This is a genomic window from Trichocoleus desertorum ATA4-8-CV12 (assembly GCA_019358975.1).
GTDB classification, from domain to species: Bacteria; Cyanobacteriota; Cyanobacteriia; order FACHB-46; family FACHB-46; genus Trichocoleus; species Trichocoleus desertorum_A.
On the sequence record JAHHIL010000001.1, the window covers coordinates 223,407 to 242,266 of the forward strand.

Annotated in this window: 19 protein-coding genes, 1 tRNA gene and 1 other annotated feature; of the genes, 6 read left to right on the forward strand and 14 right to left on the reverse strand. The window is 50.6% G+C overall.

All coding sequences use genetic code 11. The features are described 5' to 3' along the window. Nucleotides 1–69 precede the first annotated feature (69 nt). From rplL to KME12_01105, 11 genes are all read right to left on the reverse strand, one after another. Nucleotides 70–462: a 50S ribosomal protein L7/L12 gene (gene rplL / locus KME12_01055; protein ID MBW4486355.1), complete on the reverse strand. Its 393-nt coding sequence runs from the start codon at nucleotides 460–462 to the stop codon at nucleotides 70–72. 95 nt (nucleotides 463–557) lie between these two features. Further along, entirely contained in the window at nucleotides 558–1,094 is a 537-nt protein-coding gene (gene rplJ / locus KME12_01060; protein ID MBW4486356.1) for a 50S ribosomal protein L10, read from the reverse strand. Nucleotides 1,095–1,165: 71 nt separating this feature from the next. Continuing rightward, nucleotides 1,166–1,319 (reverse strand) — a sequence feature (ribosomal protein L10 leader region). A gap of 63 nt (nucleotides 1,320–1,382) precedes the next feature. Beyond that, complete coding sequence (rplA, locus tag KME12_01065; protein ID MBW4486357.1) at nucleotides 1,383–2,099, reverse strand: 50S ribosomal protein L1; 717 nt, start codon at nucleotides 2,097–2,099, stop codon at nucleotides 1,383–1,385. A gap of 66 nt (nucleotides 2,100–2,165) precedes the next feature. Beyond that, complete coding sequence (gene rplK / locus KME12_01070) at nucleotides 2,166–2,591, reverse strand: 50S ribosomal protein L11 (GenBank protein ID MBW4486358.1); 426 nt, start codon at nucleotides 2,589–2,591, stop codon at nucleotides 2,166–2,168. A 7-nt stretch (nucleotides 2,592–2,598) separates the two neighbouring features. Further along, complete coding sequence (nusG, locus tag KME12_01075) at nucleotides 2,599–3,246, reverse strand: transcription termination/antitermination protein NusG (GenBank protein MBW4486359.1); 648 nt, start codon at nucleotides 3,244–3,246, stop codon at nucleotides 2,599–2,601. Next, nucleotides 3,246–3,467 (reverse strand): preprotein translocase subunit SecE, encoded by a 222-nt coding sequence (gene secE, locus KME12_01080; GenBank protein ID MBW4486360.1) that lies wholly within the window; start codon nucleotides 3,465–3,467, stop codon nucleotides 3,246–3,248. The genes nusG and secE overlap by 1 nt, the downstream gene beginning before the upstream one ends. 235 nt (nucleotides 3,468–3,702) lie before the next feature. Beyond that, nucleotides 3,703–3,775: transfer RNA gene (locus tag KME12_01085), tRNA-Trp, on the reverse strand. A 91-nt stretch (nucleotides 3,776–3,866) separates the two neighbouring features. After that, nucleotides 3,867–4,229, reverse strand: coding sequence for a 50S ribosomal protein L19 (rplS, locus tag KME12_01090; GenBank protein ID MBW4486361.1), 363 nt, complete (start codon nucleotides 4,227–4,229; stop codon nucleotides 3,867–3,869). 83 nt (nucleotides 4,230–4,312) lie between these two features. Continuing rightward, on the reverse strand, nucleotides 4,313–5,170 hold the full coding sequence (locus tag KME12_01095) for a metal ABC transporter permease (GenBank protein ID MBW4486362.1): 858 nt from the start codon (nucleotides 5,168–5,170) through the stop codon (nucleotides 4,313–4,315). Between the two features lie 27 nt (nucleotides 5,171–5,197). Then, nucleotides 5,198–6,034 (reverse strand): metal ABC transporter ATP-binding protein, encoded by an 837-nt coding sequence (locus KME12_01100; protein MBW4486363.1) that lies wholly within the window; start codon nucleotides 6,032–6,034, stop codon nucleotides 5,198–5,200. Nucleotides 6,035–6,044: 10 nt separating this feature from the next. Next, the gene (locus KME12_01105) at nucleotides 6,045–7,115 is read right to left on the reverse strand and encodes a metal ABC transporter substrate-binding protein (protein MBW4486364.1); all 1,071 of its coding nucleotides are present in this window, start codon (nucleotides 7,113–7,115) and stop codon (nucleotides 6,045–6,047) included. A 533-nt stretch (nucleotides 7,116–7,648) separates the two neighbouring features. Between KME12_01105 and KME12_01110 the strand changes: the two genes are divergently transcribed. Together KME12_01110 and map are read left to right on the forward strand one after the other, a co-directional pair. Then, nucleotides 7,649–10,336, forward strand: coding sequence for an insulinase family protein (locus KME12_01110; GenBank protein MBW4486365.1), 2,688 nt, complete (start codon nucleotides 7,649–7,651; stop codon nucleotides 10,334–10,336). Nucleotides 10,337–10,441: 105 nt separating this feature from the next. Further along, nucleotides 10,442–11,266 carry a type I methionyl aminopeptidase gene (map, locus tag KME12_01115; protein MBW4486366.1) on the forward strand — a complete coding sequence of 275 codons (825 nt, stop codon included), beginning with the start codon at nucleotides 10,442–10,444 and terminating at the stop codon, nucleotides 11,264–11,266. Between the two features lie 97 nt (nucleotides 11,267–11,363). On the opposite strand, the gene KME12_01120 is transcribed toward map, so the two are convergent. Next, on the reverse strand, nucleotides 11,364–11,795 hold the full coding sequence (locus KME12_01120) for an S-layer homology domain-containing protein (protein MBW4486367.1): 432 nt from the start codon (nucleotides 11,793–11,795) through the stop codon (nucleotides 11,364–11,366). A gap of 234 nt (nucleotides 11,796–12,029) precedes the next feature. Between KME12_01120 and KME12_01125 the strand changes: the two genes are divergently transcribed. Both KME12_01125 and dusA read left to right on the forward strand, forming a co-directional pair. Then, complete coding sequence (locus tag KME12_01125) at nucleotides 12,030–12,512, forward strand: hypothetical protein (GenBank protein ID MBW4486368.1); 483 nt, start codon at nucleotides 12,030–12,032, stop codon at nucleotides 12,510–12,512. A gap of 330 nt (nucleotides 12,513–12,842) precedes the next feature. Continuing rightward, nucleotides 12,843–13,892, forward strand: coding sequence for a tRNA dihydrouridine(20/20a) synthase DusA (dusA, locus tag KME12_01130; GenBank protein MBW4486369.1), 1,050 nt, complete (start codon nucleotides 12,843–12,845; stop codon nucleotides 13,890–13,892). A gap of 2 nt (nucleotides 13,893–13,894) precedes the next feature. Here dusA and KME12_01135 read toward each other — a convergent pair whose 3' ends face one another. Further along, a complete protein-coding gene (locus KME12_01135) occupies nucleotides 13,895–14,644 on the reverse strand; it encodes a plastoquinol terminal oxidase (GenBank protein ID MBW4486370.1) in 750 nt (249 codons plus the stop codon). 380 nt (nucleotides 14,645–15,024) lie between these two features. Between KME12_01135 and KME12_01140 the strand changes: the two genes are divergently transcribed. Both KME12_01140 and KME12_01145 read left to right on the forward strand, forming a co-directional pair. Beyond that, on the forward strand, nucleotides 15,025–16,311 hold the full coding sequence (locus KME12_01140; GenBank protein ID MBW4486371.1) for a trypsin-like peptidase domain-containing protein: 1,287 nt from the start codon (nucleotides 15,025–15,027) through the stop codon (nucleotides 16,309–16,311). Nucleotides 16,312–16,380: 69 nt separating this feature from the next. Beyond that, nucleotides 16,381–17,373 (forward strand): AEC family transporter, encoded by a 993-nt coding sequence (locus KME12_01145; GenBank protein MBW4486372.1) that lies wholly within the window; start codon nucleotides 16,381–16,383, stop codon nucleotides 17,371–17,373. A 23-nt stretch (nucleotides 17,374–17,396) separates the two neighbouring features. Here the strand turns inward: KME12_01145 and KME12_01150 are convergent, their stop codons facing one another. Beyond that, nucleotides 17,397–18,746 carry an efflux RND transporter periplasmic adaptor subunit gene (locus KME12_01150; GenBank protein ID MBW4486373.1) on the reverse strand — a complete coding sequence of 450 codons (1,350 nt, stop codon included), beginning with the start codon at nucleotides 18,744–18,746 and terminating at the stop codon, nucleotides 17,397–17,399. Nucleotides 18,747–18,860: the final 114 nt, after the last annotated feature.

Here is an 18,860-nt window from a genome sequence, read left to right on the forward strand (position 1 = left end):
AAAATCCCAAAAAAAGGAGCCTAAATCAGGCTCCTTTGCTCATTGAGATAGAACGAATAGCAGCGAAGCTTACTTAATCGTTACCTTAGCGCCAGCTTCTTCGAGTTGCTTCTTAGCATCTTCAGCATCACCCTTAGCAATATTTTCTTTCACTGCCTTAGGCGCAGCTTCTACAAGGTCTTTTGCTTCCTTCAAGCCTAGACCTGTCAAAACTCGAACAACTTTCAGAACTGCAATTTTCTTGTCAGCAGGAACTTCATCGAGCATGACAGTGAACTCAGTTTGCTCTTCTACTTCTTCAGCAGGAGCGCCAGCCCCAGGCCCAGCCATCATCATCATGCCACCAGCAGGAGCTGCAGCGCTAACGCCGAAAGCTTCCTCGATTTGCTTAACCAAGTCAGCTGCTTCTAGCAGAGTCAGAGACTTAAGTTGTTCCAGAATTTGGTCAGTTGTAGCAGACATTAGTTAACTCCTAGGAATTTTTTGCGTAAACCGTTTGGCCTAAAAAACTAGAACTTGGTACAAATCCAAACTCTAAAATCTAGAATCCGAAAGCATTAAGCTGCCTGTTGGTCGTCTTTCTCGGACACAGCCTTGATGGCGCGAGCCAAAGAACCAGGAACTTCGTTGATACCCACAGCCAGCTTGGTAGCGACACCATTGATGGCTCCTGCAATCTGAGCAATGAGCTGTTCCTTAGATGGCAACTCACCGATCGCCTTGACATCATTAGCGCTGAGGACACGGCCTTCCATGACGCCACCACGAAGTTCAGTCTTCTTCGTAGCCTTCTGGAAATCTTGGTAAGCCTTAATGGCACCACCAATGTCGTCCTTCACGAGCAAGAAGGCGGAAGACTGAGATGCAAGTTCAGTCATTGGTTGCCAGGTTGCATCCCCGTCAACCGCAATCCGCATCAACGTGTTCTTAGTGACCGTGCATGTTGCGCCTACTGGACGCAAACGTCGCCGCAGATCAGTGATCTCAGCCACACTTAAGCCCTTGTAGTCGATCACGAATGCAAGTTGGGACTCGCTCAACTGCTGTTTGAGTTCGGCCACAATTGCCTTCTTATCCTCTAGCGTTCTGCCCATACTTGATACTCACCTCCTTAAGAAAAAACGCAGAATGCCAAATCTAAACCCATCCCTAAACAAAGCCCAACTCAAACCAGAAAAAAACCCGGACATTGAGCCGGGTTAAACACTACAGGGATTGGCCTTCAAAAACTAGAGGGACCAATTACTAGTAGAGTTAAAACCTCGGCAGGAGATTAAGCAATCTGCGCCTGCTGTCTCTGGCTTTGTTTATTCAATTGGGATTTTGTGGGTAAAACTTGTTGCTCCTCCACTCCGGGAAGTACTTTAGATGCAGTGCTAGGCTTAGGCTACGTCAGTCAGCTTTAAGTCGCGCAGCGCACTAACATCTACTTCGATCGAAGGTCCCATTGTTGCAGAAACAAAGACCGATCGCCAGTAACGACCTTTAGCACCAGAAGGACGGTTCCGATCAATCGTCTCTTGCAGAGCTTTCAAGTTGACTAGCAAATCGTTTGCTGAGAAGTCAGACTTTCCAAAAAGAACGTGGACGATACCAGTTCGGTCGGCTCTGAATTCTAGTTTTCCAGCTTTGAAGTCTGAAATAGCCTGGGCCAAATCAAATGTCACTGTGCCGCCCTTGGGGGAAGGCATCAAACCACGAGGTCCGAGCAAACGACCTAATTTTGCCACTTGAGGCATCATATCAGGTGTTGCGATCAGGACATCAAAGTCCATCATGCCCTTTTGGATGTCATCAATCAACTCTTCCGAGCCAGCGATATTAGCGCCAGAGTTGTTGGCTTCAGCTACTTTTTCACCCCGAGCAATGACTGCAACCCGAACAGTTTGTCCGGTGCCTTTTGGGAGAGCCACAGTGGTTCTCAATTGCTGATCGGTGTATTTGGGATCAATACCAAGACGAATGTGCGCTTCTGCTGATTCTGTAAATTTAGCAGTAGCTGTCTCTTTCAAGAGGTTGAGCGCTTCCATCGGCTCATACGCTCTCTCTTCTACTTTCTTATTCAGCTCTGCGAGCCGACGCGATACCTTCTTTGCCATTTTCCTCTCCTGGGGTCATTAACGAAGCGCTGCTTCTCCCCCGTGATAACTGTTTATATTCGAGGTCTAGTCTTTGACAGTAATACCCATGTTGCGTGCAGTCCCTTCCACGATTCTCATGGCTGCTTCAACATCATTGGCATTCAGATCGGGTAGTTTGGTTTGAGCAATTTCTTGCAGTTGAGACCGACTAATCGATCCAACTTTCTTGGTGTTGGGCTCACCAGAACCTCGTTCTACACCTGCAGCTTTGCGAATTAGTACAGAAGCGGGGGGTGTCTTGAGAATGAAGGTAAAACTGCGATCTTCGTAGACAGAGATTTCTACAGGAACCACTAAACCTACTTGATCAGCAGTTCTAGCATTGTATTCCTTGCAGAACATCATGATGTTGACGCCGTGCTGACCGAGCGCAGGGCCAATCGGAGGCGCAGGGTTCGCCTTACCTGCGTTAATGGCCAACTTAATGACCGTAACTACTTTCTTTGCCATTTATCTTCTAGCTCTGTTTTTGAACCTGATTAAACTCCAGTTCTACGGGAGTGTCTCGCCCAAAGATGGAAAGCAAGGCTTTGAGCTTGCTGCGCTCTGGACTGACTTCAATCACTTCCCCTTCAAAATCCTTGAAAGGACCCGAGAGCACCAGAATTTTATCTCCGGTTGCCATATCAATTTTGATGACTGGCTTCTGCTCTTGAGCGCGCTTGAAGATACGTTCTACTTCTGTCGCACCTAACGGCATCGGTTTAACGTGGCCTCGCCCGCGTCCATAGCGACGCTTTTGCTCAGCGCCGACAAAGTTAATCACATTCGGGGTGTTCTTGACAACTTGCCAAGTCTCGTCGTCCATGACCATGCGAATTAGCACATAACCTGGAAAGACTTTCTCTTCCGAATTTTGCCGACTGCCATCCTTCCGAATCTTAACAGCAGGAGTTTGAGGAATTTCTACTTGAAGGATTCGCTCAGCGACATCCATCGTTTGAACTCGCTGCTCCAAGTTAGTTTTCACCCGCTTTTCACAACCAGAAGCTACTTGAACGGCATACCAATGAGAACTATTAGGAGCGAAAGACTCCTCCTCATGGCTTTCCACTCTCACTTCCGGTGGGAGGGCATTGTATGATTCATCTGATGCAGAAGTCATCAAAACACCTTTCCAGCTACCCAGTTGAAGAAGTTGTCCACCAAGTAGATGAGGGTTGCAGATAGGGTTACCATCAGCAATACTGCTAAGGATTCACTGACGAGCTGTTGACGACTTGGCCAAACGACCTTATCTAGCTCTTCTTTGGATTCTTTGAAGAAACCAACTGCATCAAATCCTGAACTTTTCTCTTGTATTTCTACTTCGTCTTTTTTAGCCACAATTGCTCATTCCCCTATCAGTGCAGCTATGAGCGGTTTCCCGCTAAAGTTAGGCAACCCTGCTCAAGAGAGCTGCAAGCAAGTATGCACTGTTGCTTCACCTAAAAGTAGGAACTCAATTACAATGCTCGGTGGATCGCCCAAACAACAATTCTACTCGAAAGTAGGTACTTACAGCACCTGTTCACCAATCTTGGAGACACTTCCGAGTAGAACCGTCATGGTAATCATCCAGCGCGCCCTGGAGGACTCGAACCCCCGACATCAGGTTTTGGAGACCTGCGTTCTACCAACTGAACTAAGAGCGCCCAAGTTGAGCTTAGGCTCAACGCTCAGCTTTCGCATTGTAATTCTAAAGCTGTTTTGCGTCAACCTTAGAGCTGTGGAAGCTGAGCCTGATTAGAGGCCGCGGTCGAAGCGCTGCTTAATGCGAGTTGCTTTACCGACGCGATCGCGTAAGTAGTATAGCTTAGCGCGACGCACTTTGCCTCGACGAATCACCTTAACGCTTTCGATGCGGGGAGAGTGAACTAAAAACACTCGCTCTACACCAACGCCTTGGAAGACGCGACGTACGGTAATCGTGGCGTTGATGCCACCATTACGCTTGGCAATTACGACGCCTTCATAAGGCTGAGTCCGTTCTTTGCCTCCCTCTTGAATGATGACGCCTACCCTGACGGTGTCGCCAACATAAATTTCAGGGAGATTTGCCTTTAACTGCTCCGCTTCAATCGAGCGGATGACTTCCTGCGCGTTCATAGGTTTTTAAAAAACTCACAGTCTCCAATAGTAACTCGAAGAAAGGCTTTCGGTCTAGTCCTCAGTTTTTAGAATTGCTTTGCTTACTGCAATTTTTCTGCATGCAGGGGTGGAGGCAAATAACGTTTTTGGCGCTGTTGGAAACGAGTCCACCCCAGAACGAGACTAAAAACTAGGGTGGAGAGCAGGACGACGCTGGCTCCAGAGGCGATGTCGAAGTAGTAGCTGATGTAGATGCCGACAAAGGCGATCGCGGCTCCCAATCCGCCTGAGAGTAGCATCATGGTGCCAAAGCGATTGCTGAGAAGGCGAGCGATCGAAGCAGGAATCACGACTGCTGAAATGATCAAGGTGACTCCTAACACTTGTAAGGTGGCGACTAGCAGCGTTGCCATCATCAAGGCAAACAGCGTATCCATTGCGAAAACTGGGACGCCATGTACCTTAGCTACTTCCCGGTCAAAACACCAAAAAAGTAAGGGACGGTAGAAGATGAAAACCAGGCTTAGCAAGAGTACAGTCACGGCTGTCACCACCCATAAGTCGGTGGGTGTAATGCCTAAAACATTGCCAAATAGGGCTGCTTCAAAGCTTTGAGTGAAGCTGCGATAGGTGCTGATAATGGCAACGCCCAAGGCAAAACTAGCGGTAGTGACAATGCCAATCGCAGCATCAGAGTAGATTTTGCGGCCTGTGAGGTATTGAATCAGCAGGGCAGTACCAAACCCCCAAATTCCAGAGCCGATATAGAAGTTGAAGCCTAAAACATAGGTAATTACAGCACCCCCCAAGATGGCGTGGGATAAACCGTGGGCGATGTAACTCATGCGTCGGGTGGTGATGTAGACTCCCATCACACCGCACAACAACCCTGCCATCATCCCGACCCACATGGCTCGACTAAAGAACTCGTATTGAAAGGGTTTGAGCAGGAACTCCATAGTCAGTCCAGACGTTGGTGCAAGAAATTAGGCAGATTTAGAAGGTAGAGATTTGTAGAGGGCGGGTGGCAGATTGTCTTGCATTTCATGCAGCAAGGAGGTGGCTCCACTCGCAACCAAAATTCGCTCATTGTGCCGAAATACCACCATTTCACCTCGGAAGGTTTTCCCTAAGCTTTCGGGCGTGAAAACGTCTTTGGGTGGGCCTTGGCAGATGAGGCCGTGGTTGAAGCAGATTACCCAAGGTAGGTGAGTGGCAACGGAGTTGAGATCATGGGTAGAAATTAAGATGGCTAAGCCCTGTTGCCCTAGCTCAGCTAACAGATGCAGGAGTTCGTGCTGGACATGCAAGTCGGAACTGCTGGTTGGTTCATCGAGTAACACGATTTCGGGATCGCCCACGAGCGCTCGTGCTAGAAACACTCGTTGCTGCTGTCCACCGGATAGTTCACCAATGGGCTGACGCGCTACATGTTCAATGCCAACGCGGCTGAGCAGTTCTCTGGCCTTGGTGCGATCGCAACGGGAGGGCCAAGGCCAGAGCCTTTGCTGTCGGTACCGCCCCATCATCACCACTTCTTCTGCGGTGACGGGAAAGCCCCAATCTACCGTCTCTACTTGAGGAACGTAGCCCACCTTAACCGGAGAAGCTCCTGGTTTTAGGCGGCGTCCCCGATACCAAATTTCTCCGCCCCAGGGATGCAGCAGTCCCACAATGGTCTTGAGTAAGGTACTCTTACCACTACCTGAAGGCCCCACCAAGCCGGAAAATTGGCCTGGGTACAAGGAGAAATTGACATCTGCAAAAATGGTTTGGCTTTGATAGCCACAGGCAAGATTTTTGACTTCCAGCAAAGGTTGCATGCTTTCTACCTTATGGCTTGGCTTGAGCGGTGGCAGTTGGCCCAACGATGTTGGCCGTTTCTAGGCTATCTACTAGGCTAGGATCACCACCGAGGTTCCTCGCCAAGATGCGGAGGTTTTCGGCCATCATCCCGATATAAGTATGTTCAGGATTGTTGTTTTCCATCGCATTGGCAGAACCTTCACCGGGTAGATCGTCGTCACTAGTATTGTCAAGTTTGACGTTGGCTTCGCGGGCAATCTGTTCTGCCACTTTGCTAGGAAACACTTCCGACCCAAAAATAGCAGGGACTTTGCTTTCCCGGATCTGATCGATCAACTTGGAGACATCCTGGGCAGAGGGTTCGTTGAAATCAGAAGGTTGAATGGCCCCGATCACGTCAACGTCATATTCGCGAGCCCAGTAGGCCCAAGAGTCGTGGTAGGTGAGAAGCTTCCGGTTTTCGGGTGGAATGCTGGCCACGACTTTGCGAGTCACTTGATCGAGTTGATCTAATCGTTGCAGATAGTTTTTGAGGTTGGTGGCGTAATAGTCAGCTCCAGCGGGATCTAGAGCGGTGAGCTGCTCAGCTGCCTGACGAGCATAGGCCGCTGCATATTTGGGGTTAACCCAGAGGTGAGGATTTGGCTTGCCGCCTTCTTTGGGAAAGCTGGCATCAAAGATCCACTCGCCTTGCTCGATCGTGCTGGTACCAACTTCATGAATTTTTGCGTCTCTTGGCTTAGCCGCCTCAGCTAACTTTAAGGTGGGAGCTTCTAGTTGCAAACCGTTAGCAATAATTAGATCGGCTTGCTTGAGCAGTTCACCATCGGAAGGGCGAGGCTCAAAGGTGTGAGAGTCGGTGCCTTCAGGGACGATGCCTCTCACTTCAGCGCGATCGCCCGCAATATTGCTGACGATGTTCGTTAAAGGGGCAACGGTGGTGACAACAGTCGGCTTACCTTGAGCTTGGCGATCGCTCGACTGACTAGATTGAGCGGGGGAATTGGTAGGGGATGCACTAGGAGAAGTTGAATTCTGAGTTGCGTTGCAGCCTACCAGTATCAAACTAAGAAGTGACAGAACGATAAAGGGCTTCATCCTGGCTTTCCTTTGCGAGGGGCATAGAAAATTAGAGCTTTAGCTTGCTTAAACAAGCAATGCCCCGCTGGGGCATCTGAAAGCTAATTTTTCGCTTTTTAAGAATAAATTTGCTTTTTTTTGTCAAAAATCTTTCCAAGGAAAGACCTTGTTTTAAGTAATGCTCTTAATGTTTTAGTGCTATGTCAACTGAATCACAATCTTTTGTTTCTAGCCCATTTAGGCCAAAGACACATACCAAAGACTTACAGCTGAGCTAAGGGGCTTAGCTGAGTCTCAGGGAAGTGAACTAGAGTAGATGTCAGGCTTACATAGAGCCTTGTGCGTCTGAATTTTTAACTTGTGATTCCTGAATTAATGCAGTTATTGCATTTTGCCCCATGTCACTGCTAGGTTCTATGCGTCGCTATGGCAGAGTCACTCTGTTGTTTGCTTGCTGCTTAATGGCTGTTGTGTTTGTCTCAGGCGAGACTGCCGCTACCCTAGCGCTTCCCGCTGTTTCTGCTACCCCTAACGATAAGACTAAGATCGATATGAAGCAGTCACCTACTGCTATGCCTGCTGCCTTAACTCATGGTGTGCGAAAAACATTACTAGATAATGGTTTGACGGTTTTAACCAAAGAACTCCACACAGCTCCGGTGGTGAGCGTCCAGGTTTGGTACCGAGTCGGCTCGTACGATGAACCCGCAGGTTTGAGCGGAATTTCTCATCTGCTTGAGCATCTTATGTTTAAGGGCACCAACAATCGCCCTGTGCAATTTGGTCGTTTATTTAGTGCGCTGGGTAGCCAGTCGAATGCGTTTACTGCTTATGACCAAACTGCTTATTACGGCACCGTAGAACGTCACAAGCTGCCAGCTCTGCTGGTTTTGGAAGCAGACCGCATGAAAAATGCCCTGATCAATCCTGAGCAGCTGCTGAGCGAAAAGCGAGTCGTAATCTCGGAGCTGCAAGGGTACGAAAATGAGCCAGGTTACCGTCTAGAACGAGCAGTGCGGAAAGCGGCCTTTCCCCAGCAATCTTATGGTTTGCCCATAGGCGGCACGAAAGCTGAGGTGGAAACTTTTACGGTTGAGCAGGTACGAGACTACTACCGCAAATACTACAGTCCTAGCAATGCCACGCTAGTGATCGTGGGAGATTTTGAGACTGAACCCACTCTGCAAGTCGTCAGATCAGCTTTTGGACAAATTCCAAATGAGGAGCAGGTGGGAACCGCAAAACCTGTAGCTTCAGCGATGCCCCCCACCCTAAAACCCGCCGCTACAGCTCAGAAAGCACCGATTATGCTGCGAGAGCCGGGAAGTGCATCTCTACTGCAAGCGGTTTATCCTTTGCCTGATCTGAGTCATCCGGATGTGGCTGCGCTCCAGGTGATGGACTACATCTTGACCGGAGGTCGTAGTTCTCGGCTGTACCAAGCTTTGGTGGAATCGGGTTTAGCCAGTGACGCGGGTGGCTATGCGGCCAACTTACTCGGCTCTGGTTGGTATAGCTTCTCTGTGACCGCAGCCCCTGGCAAGAAGCTGAGCCAGATTGATCGAGTGTTGCAGCGATCGCTTGCCAACCTCCGAGATAAGCCCGTGAGCGAAGCAGAACTCCAGCGGGCCAAAACTCAACTACGCGCTTCTCGATTGCTGCAAAACCGAGATGTTACGAGTCAGGCGATGCAGTTGGCCGATGACCAAAGCGTAGCGGGAGATTACCGTTATAGCGATCGTTTGTTAGCCGCGATCGCCCAAGTCACCGCAGCGGATGTGCAGCGTGTCGCCAAAACCTATTTCCAGTCAGCTAGCCGTACCGTTGGCTTCTTTGAACCGACTCAACTGCAAGCAGGTACCGGAGGGACAGGAGTTGGGGCGACCCAAACAACCGAAAACTTTAGTGCTGGTGAACCCGTTGATCCGGCGGAGCTAGAACAATATCTGCCTCGCTTAGAGACAACTACCTCCGAGAACACCCAAGCCTTGCCAGAAGCGGTGACGCTGGAGAATGGTTTACGCATCCTGTTGCTACCAGACACCAGTACGCCAACCATCACGCTGAGTGGCCACATTGGCGCTGGAAGCGAGTACGACTCCATCAAGAAGGCTGGATTGGCTGACTTGACCGCCGAGAATGTGATGAACGGCACCAAAACCAAAGATGCTTTAACGCTAGCTGAAACACTGGAAGATCGAGGAGCTGACTTATCCTTTGATACCAATCGCGAAGGGGTCACGATTGATGGTGATGGTTTAGCAACCGATTTGCCCTTGCTGGTGCAAACGTTGGCCGATGTCTTACAAAACGCTTCATTCCCTGCTGATGAGCTGGAGTTGAGTCGGCAACGAGGTTTGATTGGTTTGCAAGAGCAATTAGATGATCCCCGCTCCTTGGGTCGCCGCCAGTTTCAGCAAGCTATTTATCCAGCCAATCATCCCTTCCATAGTTTCCCCACCCCGGAAAGCCTGAAGCAAGTTACCCGTGATGACGTAGTGCAGTTTTATCGCACTCATTATCGACCGGACAAAACCGTTTTGGCTTTAGTGGGTAACTTTGACCCTGCTCAGGTGCGATCGCTCCTCAAGCAACAACTAGGGACTTGGCAAGCGGCTGGGCAAGCTCCGAAGCTAAATTTCCCAACCGTGTCTGCTCCCCAAAAACTGACTTATTTAGCGGCTCCTTTGCCCGGAAAAACCCAATCAGTCACTTACTTGGGCTACCAGGGCATCGATCGCCAAGATCCCCGCTACTACCCAGCTTTAGTGCTAAATGAAATTTTGGGAGGGAGTACACTCTCTAGCCGTCTAGGAACAGAAATTCGCGATCGCCAAGGACTTACCTACGGCATTTATAGCTACTTCCAAACTGGCACCTCTGCGGGACCGTTCTTGATCTCAATGCAAACTGCACCTGAAGACTCCCAACAGGCGATCGCTAGCACGTTGGCTTTGTTGAAGCAGATGCGCGAACAGGGAGTGAGTGCCTCTGAAGTGGCGATCGCGAAGCAATCTCTAGCCAGCGGCTATCCGGTTGAACTGGCTGACCCCGAAATCCTAGTTGAACAAATCTTGATGAATGAGGTTTATGGCCTCAAGCGAGAAGAGTTGCAACAGGTGAGCGACAAGATTCAAGCCGTAACAGTCGAACAAGTGAACCAAGCTATCCAAGAATTGCTCCAACCGGATCGCTTAGTGGTAGTGACCGCAGGTGCGCCAGCGTCAACCGCTCCCTAAGAAATTAGGACAGCAGAATTAGGACAGCGATCGCTCTGCTGTCCTAGAGCAAATTGGGTTAACTTAGATCTAAAGATAAGCTCCTATCAGTACTCCTCGATCTCCATGAACATCCTCAGCAATTTGATTCCTCAAGCGTCTCAGCCGCCCCGTGTTAAGCAACGTCGGGGAATCGAGCTCAAGTCTCCGCGCGAAATTGAGATTATGCGGGAGTCAGCCAAAATTGTCGCGACCGTGTTGAAAGAAATTTCCCAAATTATTCAACCGGGGATGACGACTGCTGATCTAGATGCTCATGCAGAAAAGCGGATTCGCGAAATGGGAGCTACTCCTAGCTTTAAGGGCTATCACGGCTTCCCTGCTTCTATTTGCTCCAGCATCAATAACGAAGTAGTGCATGGGATTCCCAATGCCAAAAAGGTGATTCGCACCGGAGATGTGGTCAAGATTGACACGGGAGCTTACTTCCAAGGCTTTCATGGCGACTCTTGCATCACCATCGGTGTGGGAGAAGTGACCGCAGAAGCAGCTAAGTTAATCCGAGTGGCTGAAGAAGCACTTTACAAAGGTATTGAGCAAGTCAAAGCGGGCAAGTACTTGCTGGACTTGGCGGGTGCGGTGCAAGACCACGTTGAGGCGAATGGTTTTGTCATCGTAGAAGACTACACCGGACATGGCGTAGGTCGTAACCTGCACGAAGAACCGTCTGTATTTAACTTCCGTACCCGTCAAATGCCCAACGTCAAGCTGCGGGCAGGCATGACCCTGGCGATCGAACCGATTCTGAATGCTGGCTCCAAAGTCACCCGCACCTTACAAGACCGCTGGACGGTGGTGACAGTGGATAACTCGCTCTCAGCTCAGTTTGAGCACACCGTTTTGGTGACTGAAGACGGCTACGAAATCCTCACCGATCGCACCAAAATCTAAATAGACGAACCTTTAGACGAACCAATAGAAAAGCGATCGCTCTTGAGAACCCTAGAAGCAAGCGATCGCTTTTTTATGACTCTATGGCCTGATGAGTCTATAGCTTGGGGCCATGTCTGAGAGGCTGGCGAGGACGAGTGATGGGTTTAGTAGAAATGCCATCTACGCGGCTCGATAAATCTTTGACCTGAGCATTTAGCTCCCGTTGGCGTTGAATCAATGCCTCAAAATCGGCCTTAGTCGCTAAGTTAGCGCGGTTTGCGGGAATCTGTTGCTCAATGTTATTCAGGCAAGCATTTAAGCCAGCCGCAAATTCGTAACGAGTAACTGGGCGATCGCCGCGAAAGGTGCCATCGGGATAGCCAGAAATGCAGCCAGATTGAGGTTGTGGATTGCTATTCGGGGCGTTGGTCGGAGTAGTTTGAGCCAGTATTGGGCTGGGCGACGAGGCGATCGCTGTTACTCCAAGGGCGATCGCCATTCCCAAAGAAAACCTGATTGATTGACCGACAAACGCAACTCTAGACATCGCTGCTGCTCCTTGCCACTAATTCCACCTTAGCTGATCAGAATTTAGTTGAGGGCCGAGAGTTCCCGTTACAACACCGCTGTTAGCAACGGCTGTCGCCAATTTGGCGTTTTTACTGACTCTTTCCGAGGGGCTTCATGCTTAAGTTCTAGAGATACGTAGATTGCTTGAGGTTCTCTTTGAGTCTCAGTAGTTCTATGAGTCAGTCCTAATCCATTTCCCAGCCAATTAATCATGCTGAATACCTTTGCCCAAAACCTCAATCTTGCTCCTGCTGATGTTGAAGCTTTGCTAGCCTGCAACTTGTCCGAGTTGTTGGCGAACCCCACAGTCCAACAAAAGTTAGCTAGCCTGAACGTTGAGCTACTACGGCAAACCTTACCCACCGCAGGTCAAGTCTTAGCAGAGAACCTGCCCCCCTTCTATATCTGGTTAAAAACAGAGCTAGATGTGAAGCGAGTTCCCGATAGCCCCGACCATGCCACTCGCTGGGTTGTCAGTTTCCTCAACAACCAAGAAAGCTTAACTCGCCTAGTCGAACTGCACCAACCTGTACCCCGTCCCGCAATGGAACGCTCCATCCCACGCCTAGTCAGCTTATTTGACGGTGTAGAAGACACCAGCGTTCGCCAAGAATGGCAAACCGCGATCGCCGCCCTCTGCTTAGTACTAGCCGTCGGAGCCCGCGAAGCAGACAAAACCGCCGCTGCCTCCTAACCTTCAACTTCTCGCACTGCCCCCTCAATACTGGCAGGGCTGTTTCATACAATAAAAGAGTTCCGAGCCAAGCCCCCCTACCCCCCCAATTCTGGGAGGAACCTAACCAAAGTCCTCTTTTTGGGTATGTCGGTTAGAGCGATAAATTCGGGGAGTTATTAGGGAGCACTGCAGAGAGGTTAAACCTACAGCCTTACCCTTCTGGAGGAGGTCTGGAGGACGCAGCCGTCCTTCAGCGGGGGTTTGGGGGCGAGTGCCCCCAAGGGCTCGGTTCCTTCAAATAAATAAAAATTTCAGGGTAAATGCCCTAGAAAATATAACACCTGCACCATGACCGCTTCGACTACAGCACCCAGCCTATCCCAACGTTGCGATCGCCCTCCCATCGGCAACCCCCTCAGCGTCGCCCCCATGATGGATCGTACCGATCGCCACTTCCGCTACTTCATGCGGCAAATCACCCAGCGAACCCTGCTGTATACCGAAATGGTGACAAGCCCCGCAATCCTGCATGGCGATCGCGAACGATTACTAGCGTTTTCCCCCGAAGAAAAGCCCTTAGCGCTGCAAGTGGGTGGAGATGACCCCAAAGACCTCGCCATCTGTGCCCAAATTGCCGCCGACCTAGGCTACGACGAAATCAACCTCAACGTCGGTTGCCCTAGCGATCGCGTCCAAAACGGTAACTTTGGCGCTTGCCTGATGGCCCAACCAGAGCGAGTCGCCGATTGTGTCGCTGCCATGATGCAAGCAACCAGCATTCCAGTCTCCGTCAAGCACCGCATTGGGATTGATGACCGCGATCGCTACGAGGACATGGTGGCGTTTGTCCAAACCGTTGCCGCCGTAGGCTGTGAGCGCTTCACTGTCCATGCTCGCAAAGCTTGGTTGCAAGGACTCAGCCCCAAAGAAAACCGAGATATCCCGCCGCTTCGCTACGCAGACGTGCATCGGCTGAAGCAAGACTTCCCAAACCTATTCATTGAAATCAACGGCGGCTTCACTAACTTGGCTCAAGTGCAAGAACAGTTGTGCTTAGTAGATGCGGTGATGATTGGTCGTGCCGCTTACGATCAGCCTTACTTGTTTGCTCAGAGCGATCGCCTGATTTACGCTCAAGAAACTACCCCTCCCACGCCTCAGGAAGTGGCTGAAGCAATGTTGCCCTACATTGACTTTTGGATCGCTAAAGGTTTGAAGCTCCACAAAATCACCCGACACATGCTGCAACTATTTGCGGGGCAACCTGGAAGCCGAATTTGGAAACGACATCTCACAGAAAATTCTTGTCTCGCGGGTGCTGGTTCTGAAGTCGTCCGTGAAGCTTTAGCGATGGTATCCAGAAGCTCCGGAAGCTTAAGGGCGATCGCTCCTAGATAGACTTAGCATTTCACCTCTTCTCGTACTAACTGCTGTGTAGTAGCCGCGATCGCGACTTGAGTTGCTTCTGGAAGCGCCGATTTTTCGCTATTGTGGGGACTTTGGAAGTTGGCTTGAGCATCGGGTTGCTGGCAGACGATCATCGTTTTGACATGTTCTAGTTCATCGTCCCGCACCGCCAAAAACACATCATAGAGCGTCTTAATTTGAGGACGGCGCTGCTCCGATCCTGCCGCCATTTGGAACTCATCGAACAGATACATATCACCTTCTTGGTAGTACTTAGCAGCTACAGCAGGCGCAGGTTCAGCCTTTAGCGCTGCTTCATGCTTTTGCAAAAAGGTGTCGTAGGTATGGTAGGCATGTTCTTCCACCAACTGCATGAAGTGGTAGGCCGATCGCGGCGAAATCATATAGACAGGCACCAAAATCCAGTAGTAGACAAACGCCCCTGCCCGCGCCACAAACCGATCGATCCAAAAGCGATCGCCGTCCAGCGCTTCGGCAATCAGGAGATGATGTAATTCATTCCAAGCTTCGGCAAAGTGAATTTTCAACCAGTCCGATTTGCGCCACCAGCCCATTGTTTCGTAGAGATGCAGCACGGATAGGTAGGCAAAATAAGGCACCCGCGCCACGGTTTCCAACACGAAAAAGCGACGATAGACCTGCACTGATAAATCAGGGCCATCATCTTCCCTATAAAACGTATTCAGCACAGCGACCAGAAAGCTAACCAGCAGGCGAATCATAAAGGGGCAATTTCTACAGCTTCTTCCATGAAACTGATGAGACGCCAACTCGCATCAATATTAGGAAGGAACCAAGATCATGGCTCGGTAGTTTTTGTATTCCGCAACACAGAGCGTCGGCAAGTAGTGAAATGTTCAAGTTTTAGGGATGGAAAAATTAGAATACGAGTACAGAGGCTTGGTCGTTGTCGTCACCATCCCTAGCTTCCAACCTAGCTCCAAACGCGGCGGAAATTATACGCTGCCAGAGCATAATTAACGTTGGGGCTGCAACAGCATTTGCTGGGTTGGGGGTATTGTGACTACACCGGGCGTTTTGTCCTATCTTGCTTTTGTTTTTGCAGTTCTAACAAGTGATTGAGGAACCTGGAGGAATTGTGATGTCGTCCTCGGAGCAACGCTTTTTTCCGCTTCGTCAAATTAGTAGCTACGTATTGGTGGTTGTTCTGAGCGTTGCTTTAACTTTGGCTGTGCTTTGGACTTTTCCATTGGCTTGGCTTCCCAAGGTTTCAGCGCTGCTCAATCAATCTACGCTGCTCAGCCCAGCAACGGTGGAAGAACCTGCCGCTGCGATCGCGCCCAATATCACGCCCAATATCGCGCCTAACATCGTACCTAGCCAAGAAACTAGTCGTAACTTTGTGGCTGCCGCAGTCAATCGAGTTGGCCCAGCCGTGGTGCGGATCGATACCGATCGCACAATCACAACTCGTCCGGCAGACCCCTTATTTGATGATCCTTTCTTTAGCCCCTTCTTTGGCGATGGCTACTCACGCGCCCCACAGGAATATCACCAACGCGGTCAGGGCTCGGGCTTCATCATCGATCGCAACGGCATTCTTTTGACCAATGCCCATGTGGTGAGTGGAGCAGATACGGTCAGCGTCACGCTCAAAGATGGTCGGACCTTCAAGGGAGAAGTGCGCGGCATTGATGAGCCGTCTGACTTGGCAGTGGTGAAAATCAACGGCCAAGATCTACCTGTGGCTCCGCTAGGCAACTCTAGCGATGTGCAGGTGGGAGATTGGGCGATCGCAGTCGGCAACCCCTTAGGTTTGGATAACACCGTCACCTTGGGCATCATTAGCACCCTCAACCGTTCCAGCGCCCAGGTTGGCATTCCAGACAAGCGCCTAGACTTTATCCAAACCGACACAGCTATCAATCCTGGCAACTCTGGGGGGCCATTGTTGAGCGATCGCGGTGAAGTGATTGGGATTAATACTGCTATCCGGGCCGATGCTCAAGGTATTGGTTTCGCCATTCCCATTGACAAAGCCAAGGCAATCAAAGATGTGCTAATTCGCGGCGGCAAAGTTCCGCATCCTTATATTGGAGTGCGATTGCTTACCCTCACCCCAGAACTAGCGAAAGAATCTAACCGTAACCCCAATTCCCCCTTCCCTGTCCCGGAAGTGAATGGCGTTTTGGTAATGCAGGTGATGCCCAATAGCCCAGCAGCAGCGGCAGGCTTGCGTCGGGGTGATGTGATTACTGCGGTCGAAGCCAAGTCTGTCAAAACTGCTGAGCAATTGCAGCGGGCAGTCGAACAAAGCCGAGTCAATCAGCCTTTGCAATTGCAAACCCAACGGGGAGAACAAACTCAGCAACTGTCCATTCGACCTGGTGATTTACAAGATGTGCCTCGTCCTAAGCTAGAGCGCTAGTTTTAAGTCCATTCAGCCGTCTGAATTTAAGGCGGCTCCGCTTGATTAATAGCCCTACCGAGTCCTCTGATGCTGGATACCCTGTTCCGTGCTTACACTCCTTTGCTAATCTGGCCAGGGTTAGGGCTATTGCTCCTGCGGTGGGTACCCAATCGGTTTCCCCGGTTGCTGGGACAAGCGTTGTATTGGGTCGGAGTCCCTTTACAGCTCTTGGTGCTAGGACGCCAAACCGAGTTGTCCGATCGCGTGGGCTTTATTCCAGCCGTGGCAGTCGGAGTATTACTGCTGAGCCTGGTTTTGTCCTTAGTTTGTTGGTGGGGGTTGCAGAAGCAGTTTGAACCAACTCCAGTGGCGATCGCTGACTCCTCTCAGCTCCCCGTTAACCTAGTGTCGAGCAATACCCCTGTCTCCCAGCGAGCCACGCTAGGCAGCTTTATTCTGGCGGCAATGTTGGGGAATACAGGCTTTGTTGGCTTAGCCTTGGCTCAAGTGTTGTTTGGCATAGACGATTTAGGCTGGGCAGTCCTCTTTAGCGTCACCAGCAACGTGGTGGGCAACTATGGCATTGCTGTGTTTATTGCTAGCTATTTTGGCCATAGTGCGGCCAAGAACCATTGGTGGGTTCAGTTACGGGACGTAGTGACTGTTCCGAGTACTTGGGCCTTTCTCTTAGGATTTAGTACTCGCGCGATCGCCCTACCAGAAGCGATCGAAACTGGGCTTAATCAAGCGGTATGGGTTGTGATGGCGAGTGCTTTGTTGCTAGTGGGCTTACGCCTTGGCTCAATTAAAGGCTGGCGCAGTCTCCAACGTGCTGTTTTGCCCACCCTGCTCAAAGTTTTGATTGTACCTGGGCTGGTGGGGTTAGGGGCGACATGCTTAGGCATGACAGGCGTACCTCGATTAGTCTTGGTGCTGATGTCTGGGACACCCACGGGGTTGTCAGTGTTGATTCTGGCAGAAGTTTACAATCTCGATCGCGAATTGCTCACAGGTAGCATTGCTCTGAGTTTTATCGGGTTGCTGCTAGTACTACCGCTGTGGCTGACTTGGTTTGGTTAATTGTTTAGTTGAAACTGCGTTAGTTATGGCTTCTTTTGACCTTTAGGTTTGGTGAAGTCTTCTAGCTTCTTATTTTCTGGCAACTCAACAAACACTTTTTCACCTGCTGCTAACCCTTCCAACACTTGAGTTTGGTTGCCAATGGTAGGGCCAATGGTGACAGGCTTAAAGGTGGGTTGATTCTCGGCATCGGTGACTAAGACTCCAGTTTCACCTTCCTTAGTGACGATCGCGACTGTCGGAACAACCAAGGCTTGATCCAACTGCTTGCCTAGAAAGGTGAGATCGACATTCATGCCCGATCGCAGCTGATCTTTACCCGTCACCAGAGCCACCCGCACTTGAAAGGAGGTGACATTTTGCTCCTCTACTGCCGCAGGAGCAATCAGGCGAACTTTGCCCTGAAACACTTGATCGGGAAAAGCATCGGCCACAATTTCTACAGCCTGCCCTTCCGCCACCTGGTTAATATCTACTTCAGGCACCTCAGCTAGTACTTCTAAGCCACTAGCGAGGGCAACCACGGAAGTAGAGGTGGCAGAAGAGTTGGTCGAAGCTGAAGTGGTCGGGGTGACGAATGCTCCCTCAGTGGCGTACTTCTGCGTGATGATGCCTGCAAAAGGAGCTCGCACAGCAGTATCTTCAATCTGAGTTTGCACTGCTTGGACTCGACCCTGGGCCTCCTTGACGCGAGCCTCTGCTACGGCAATGTCTTCTGGGCGGGAGCCATTTTGTGAATCTTCTAGCCGTCTTCTAGCTTCTCGCACCCCTGCTTGGGCTTGTTCCACGCTGGCTCTAGATCGGTTGGCTTCGCTGATCACTTCATCCAGGCGATCGCGAGAAATCGCTCCTTCTGTAGCCAAAGTTTCGTTGCGGCGGACGCGATCGTTCGCGAGAGCTAAGCGGGCTTCTGCTTCGCGCACCTGAGCTTCTGCCTGTGACACACTCGCTTGTATCTGACCAATTGCGGCAGTCGTATTGCCCGCTTTTGCCTTAGCCAGATTGGCTTGCGCTTGCGCTAAATTGGCCTGGGCTTGAGTCAGCTCTGCCTGGAAGGTGCTGTTGTCCATCCGGGCGACCACATCGCCTGCTTCCACGCGATCGCCTTGCTCAACGTACAGTTCTTTCACAATTCCTGCCGATTTGGGGCTGAGGTTGACGCTTTGAATCGGTACCACCGTGCCATTGGCAGTGATCCGAACCCGCAAATCTTGGGACTGGACGGGGATAGTCAACTCGGCAAGATCTTCTCGTGGGGCTGTGGCTCGGTTGATAAGAACCGCAGTCCCTGAAACACCAAGCACTCCAGCCACAATCAGCCCAATGATCCAGGGGGTAGGTTTTCCAACTTTGCCAATCATGGGAAGTTGCATGAAGTGCTCCTAAGATTCAGCCGCTCAAAATGAATACAGATGTAATGCCGTGCCCAACGCAGAGATAGCGAAGATGACAAGGCGAAATATAACGAAGTGTGACATGTTCTAGTC

What these genes read in the sequence shown, in the direction of transcription:
- rplL (MBW4486355.1), bottom strand. Translation starts at nt 462, where the DNA reads ATGTCTGCTACAACTGACCAAATTCTGGAACAACTTAAGTCTCTGACT.
- rplJ (MBW4486356.1), bottom strand. Translation starts at nt 1,094, where the DNA reads ATGGGCAGAACGCTAGAGGATAAGAAGGCAATTGTGGCCGAACTCAAA.
- rplA (MBW4486357.1), bottom strand. Translation starts at nt 2,099, where the DNA reads ATGGCAAAGAAGGTATCGCGTCGGCTCGCAGAGCTGAATAAGAAAGTA.
- rplK (MBW4486358.1), bottom strand. Translation starts at nt 2,591, where the DNA reads ATGGCAAAGAAAGTAGTTACGGTCATTAAGTTGGCCATTAACGCAGGT.
- nusG (MBW4486359.1), bottom strand. Translation starts at nt 3,246, where the DNA reads ATGACTTCTGCATCAGATGAATCATACAATGCCCTCCCACCGGAAGTG.
- rplS (MBW4486361.1), bottom strand. Translation starts at nt 4,229, where the DNA reads ATGAACGCGCAGGAAGTCATCCGCTCGATTGAAGCGGAGCAGTTAAAG.
- KME12_01095 (MBW4486362.1), bottom strand. Translation starts at nt 5,170, where the DNA reads ATGGAGTTCCTGCTCAAACCCTTTCAATACGAGTTCTTTAGTCGAGCC.
- KME12_01100 (MBW4486363.1), bottom strand. Translation starts at nt 6,034, where the DNA reads ATGCAACCTTTGCTGGAAGTCAAAAATCTTGCCTGTGGCTATCAAAGC.
- KME12_01105 (MBW4486364.1), bottom strand. Translation starts at nt 7,115, where the DNA reads ATGAAGCCCTTTATCGTTCTGTCACTTCTTAGTTTGATACTGGTAGGC.
- KME12_01110 (MBW4486365.1), top strand. Translation starts at nt 7,649, where the DNA reads ATGAAGCAGTCACCTACTGCTATGCCTGCTGCCTTAACTCATGGTGTG.
- map (MBW4486366.1), top strand. Translation starts at nt 10,442, where the DNA reads ATGAACATCCTCAGCAATTTGATTCCTCAAGCGTCTCAGCCGCCCCGT.
- KME12_01120 (MBW4486367.1), bottom strand. Translation starts at nt 11,795, where the DNA reads ATGTCTAGAGTTGCGTTTGTCGGTCAATCAATCAGGTTTTCTTTGGGA.
- KME12_01125 (MBW4486368.1), top strand. Translation starts at nt 12,030, where the DNA reads ATGCTGAATACCTTTGCCCAAAACCTCAATCTTGCTCCTGCTGATGTT.
- dusA (MBW4486369.1), top strand. Translation starts at nt 12,843, where the DNA reads ATGACCGCTTCGACTACAGCACCCAGCCTATCCCAACGTTGCGATCGC.
- KME12_01135 (MBW4486370.1), bottom strand. Translation starts at nt 14,644, where the DNA reads ATGATTCGCCTGCTGGTTAGCTTTCTGGTCGCTGTGCTGAATACGTTT.
- KME12_01140 (MBW4486371.1), top strand. Translation starts at nt 15,025, where the DNA reads ATGTCGTCCTCGGAGCAACGCTTTTTTCCGCTTCGTCAAATTAGTAGC.
- KME12_01145 (MBW4486372.1), top strand. Translation starts at nt 16,381, where the DNA reads ATGCTGGATACCCTGTTCCGTGCTTACACTCCTTTGCTAATCTGGCCA.
- KME12_01150 (MBW4486373.1), bottom strand. Translation starts at nt 18,746, where the DNA reads ATGCAACTTCCCATGATTGGCAAAGTTGGAAAACCTACCCCCTGGATC.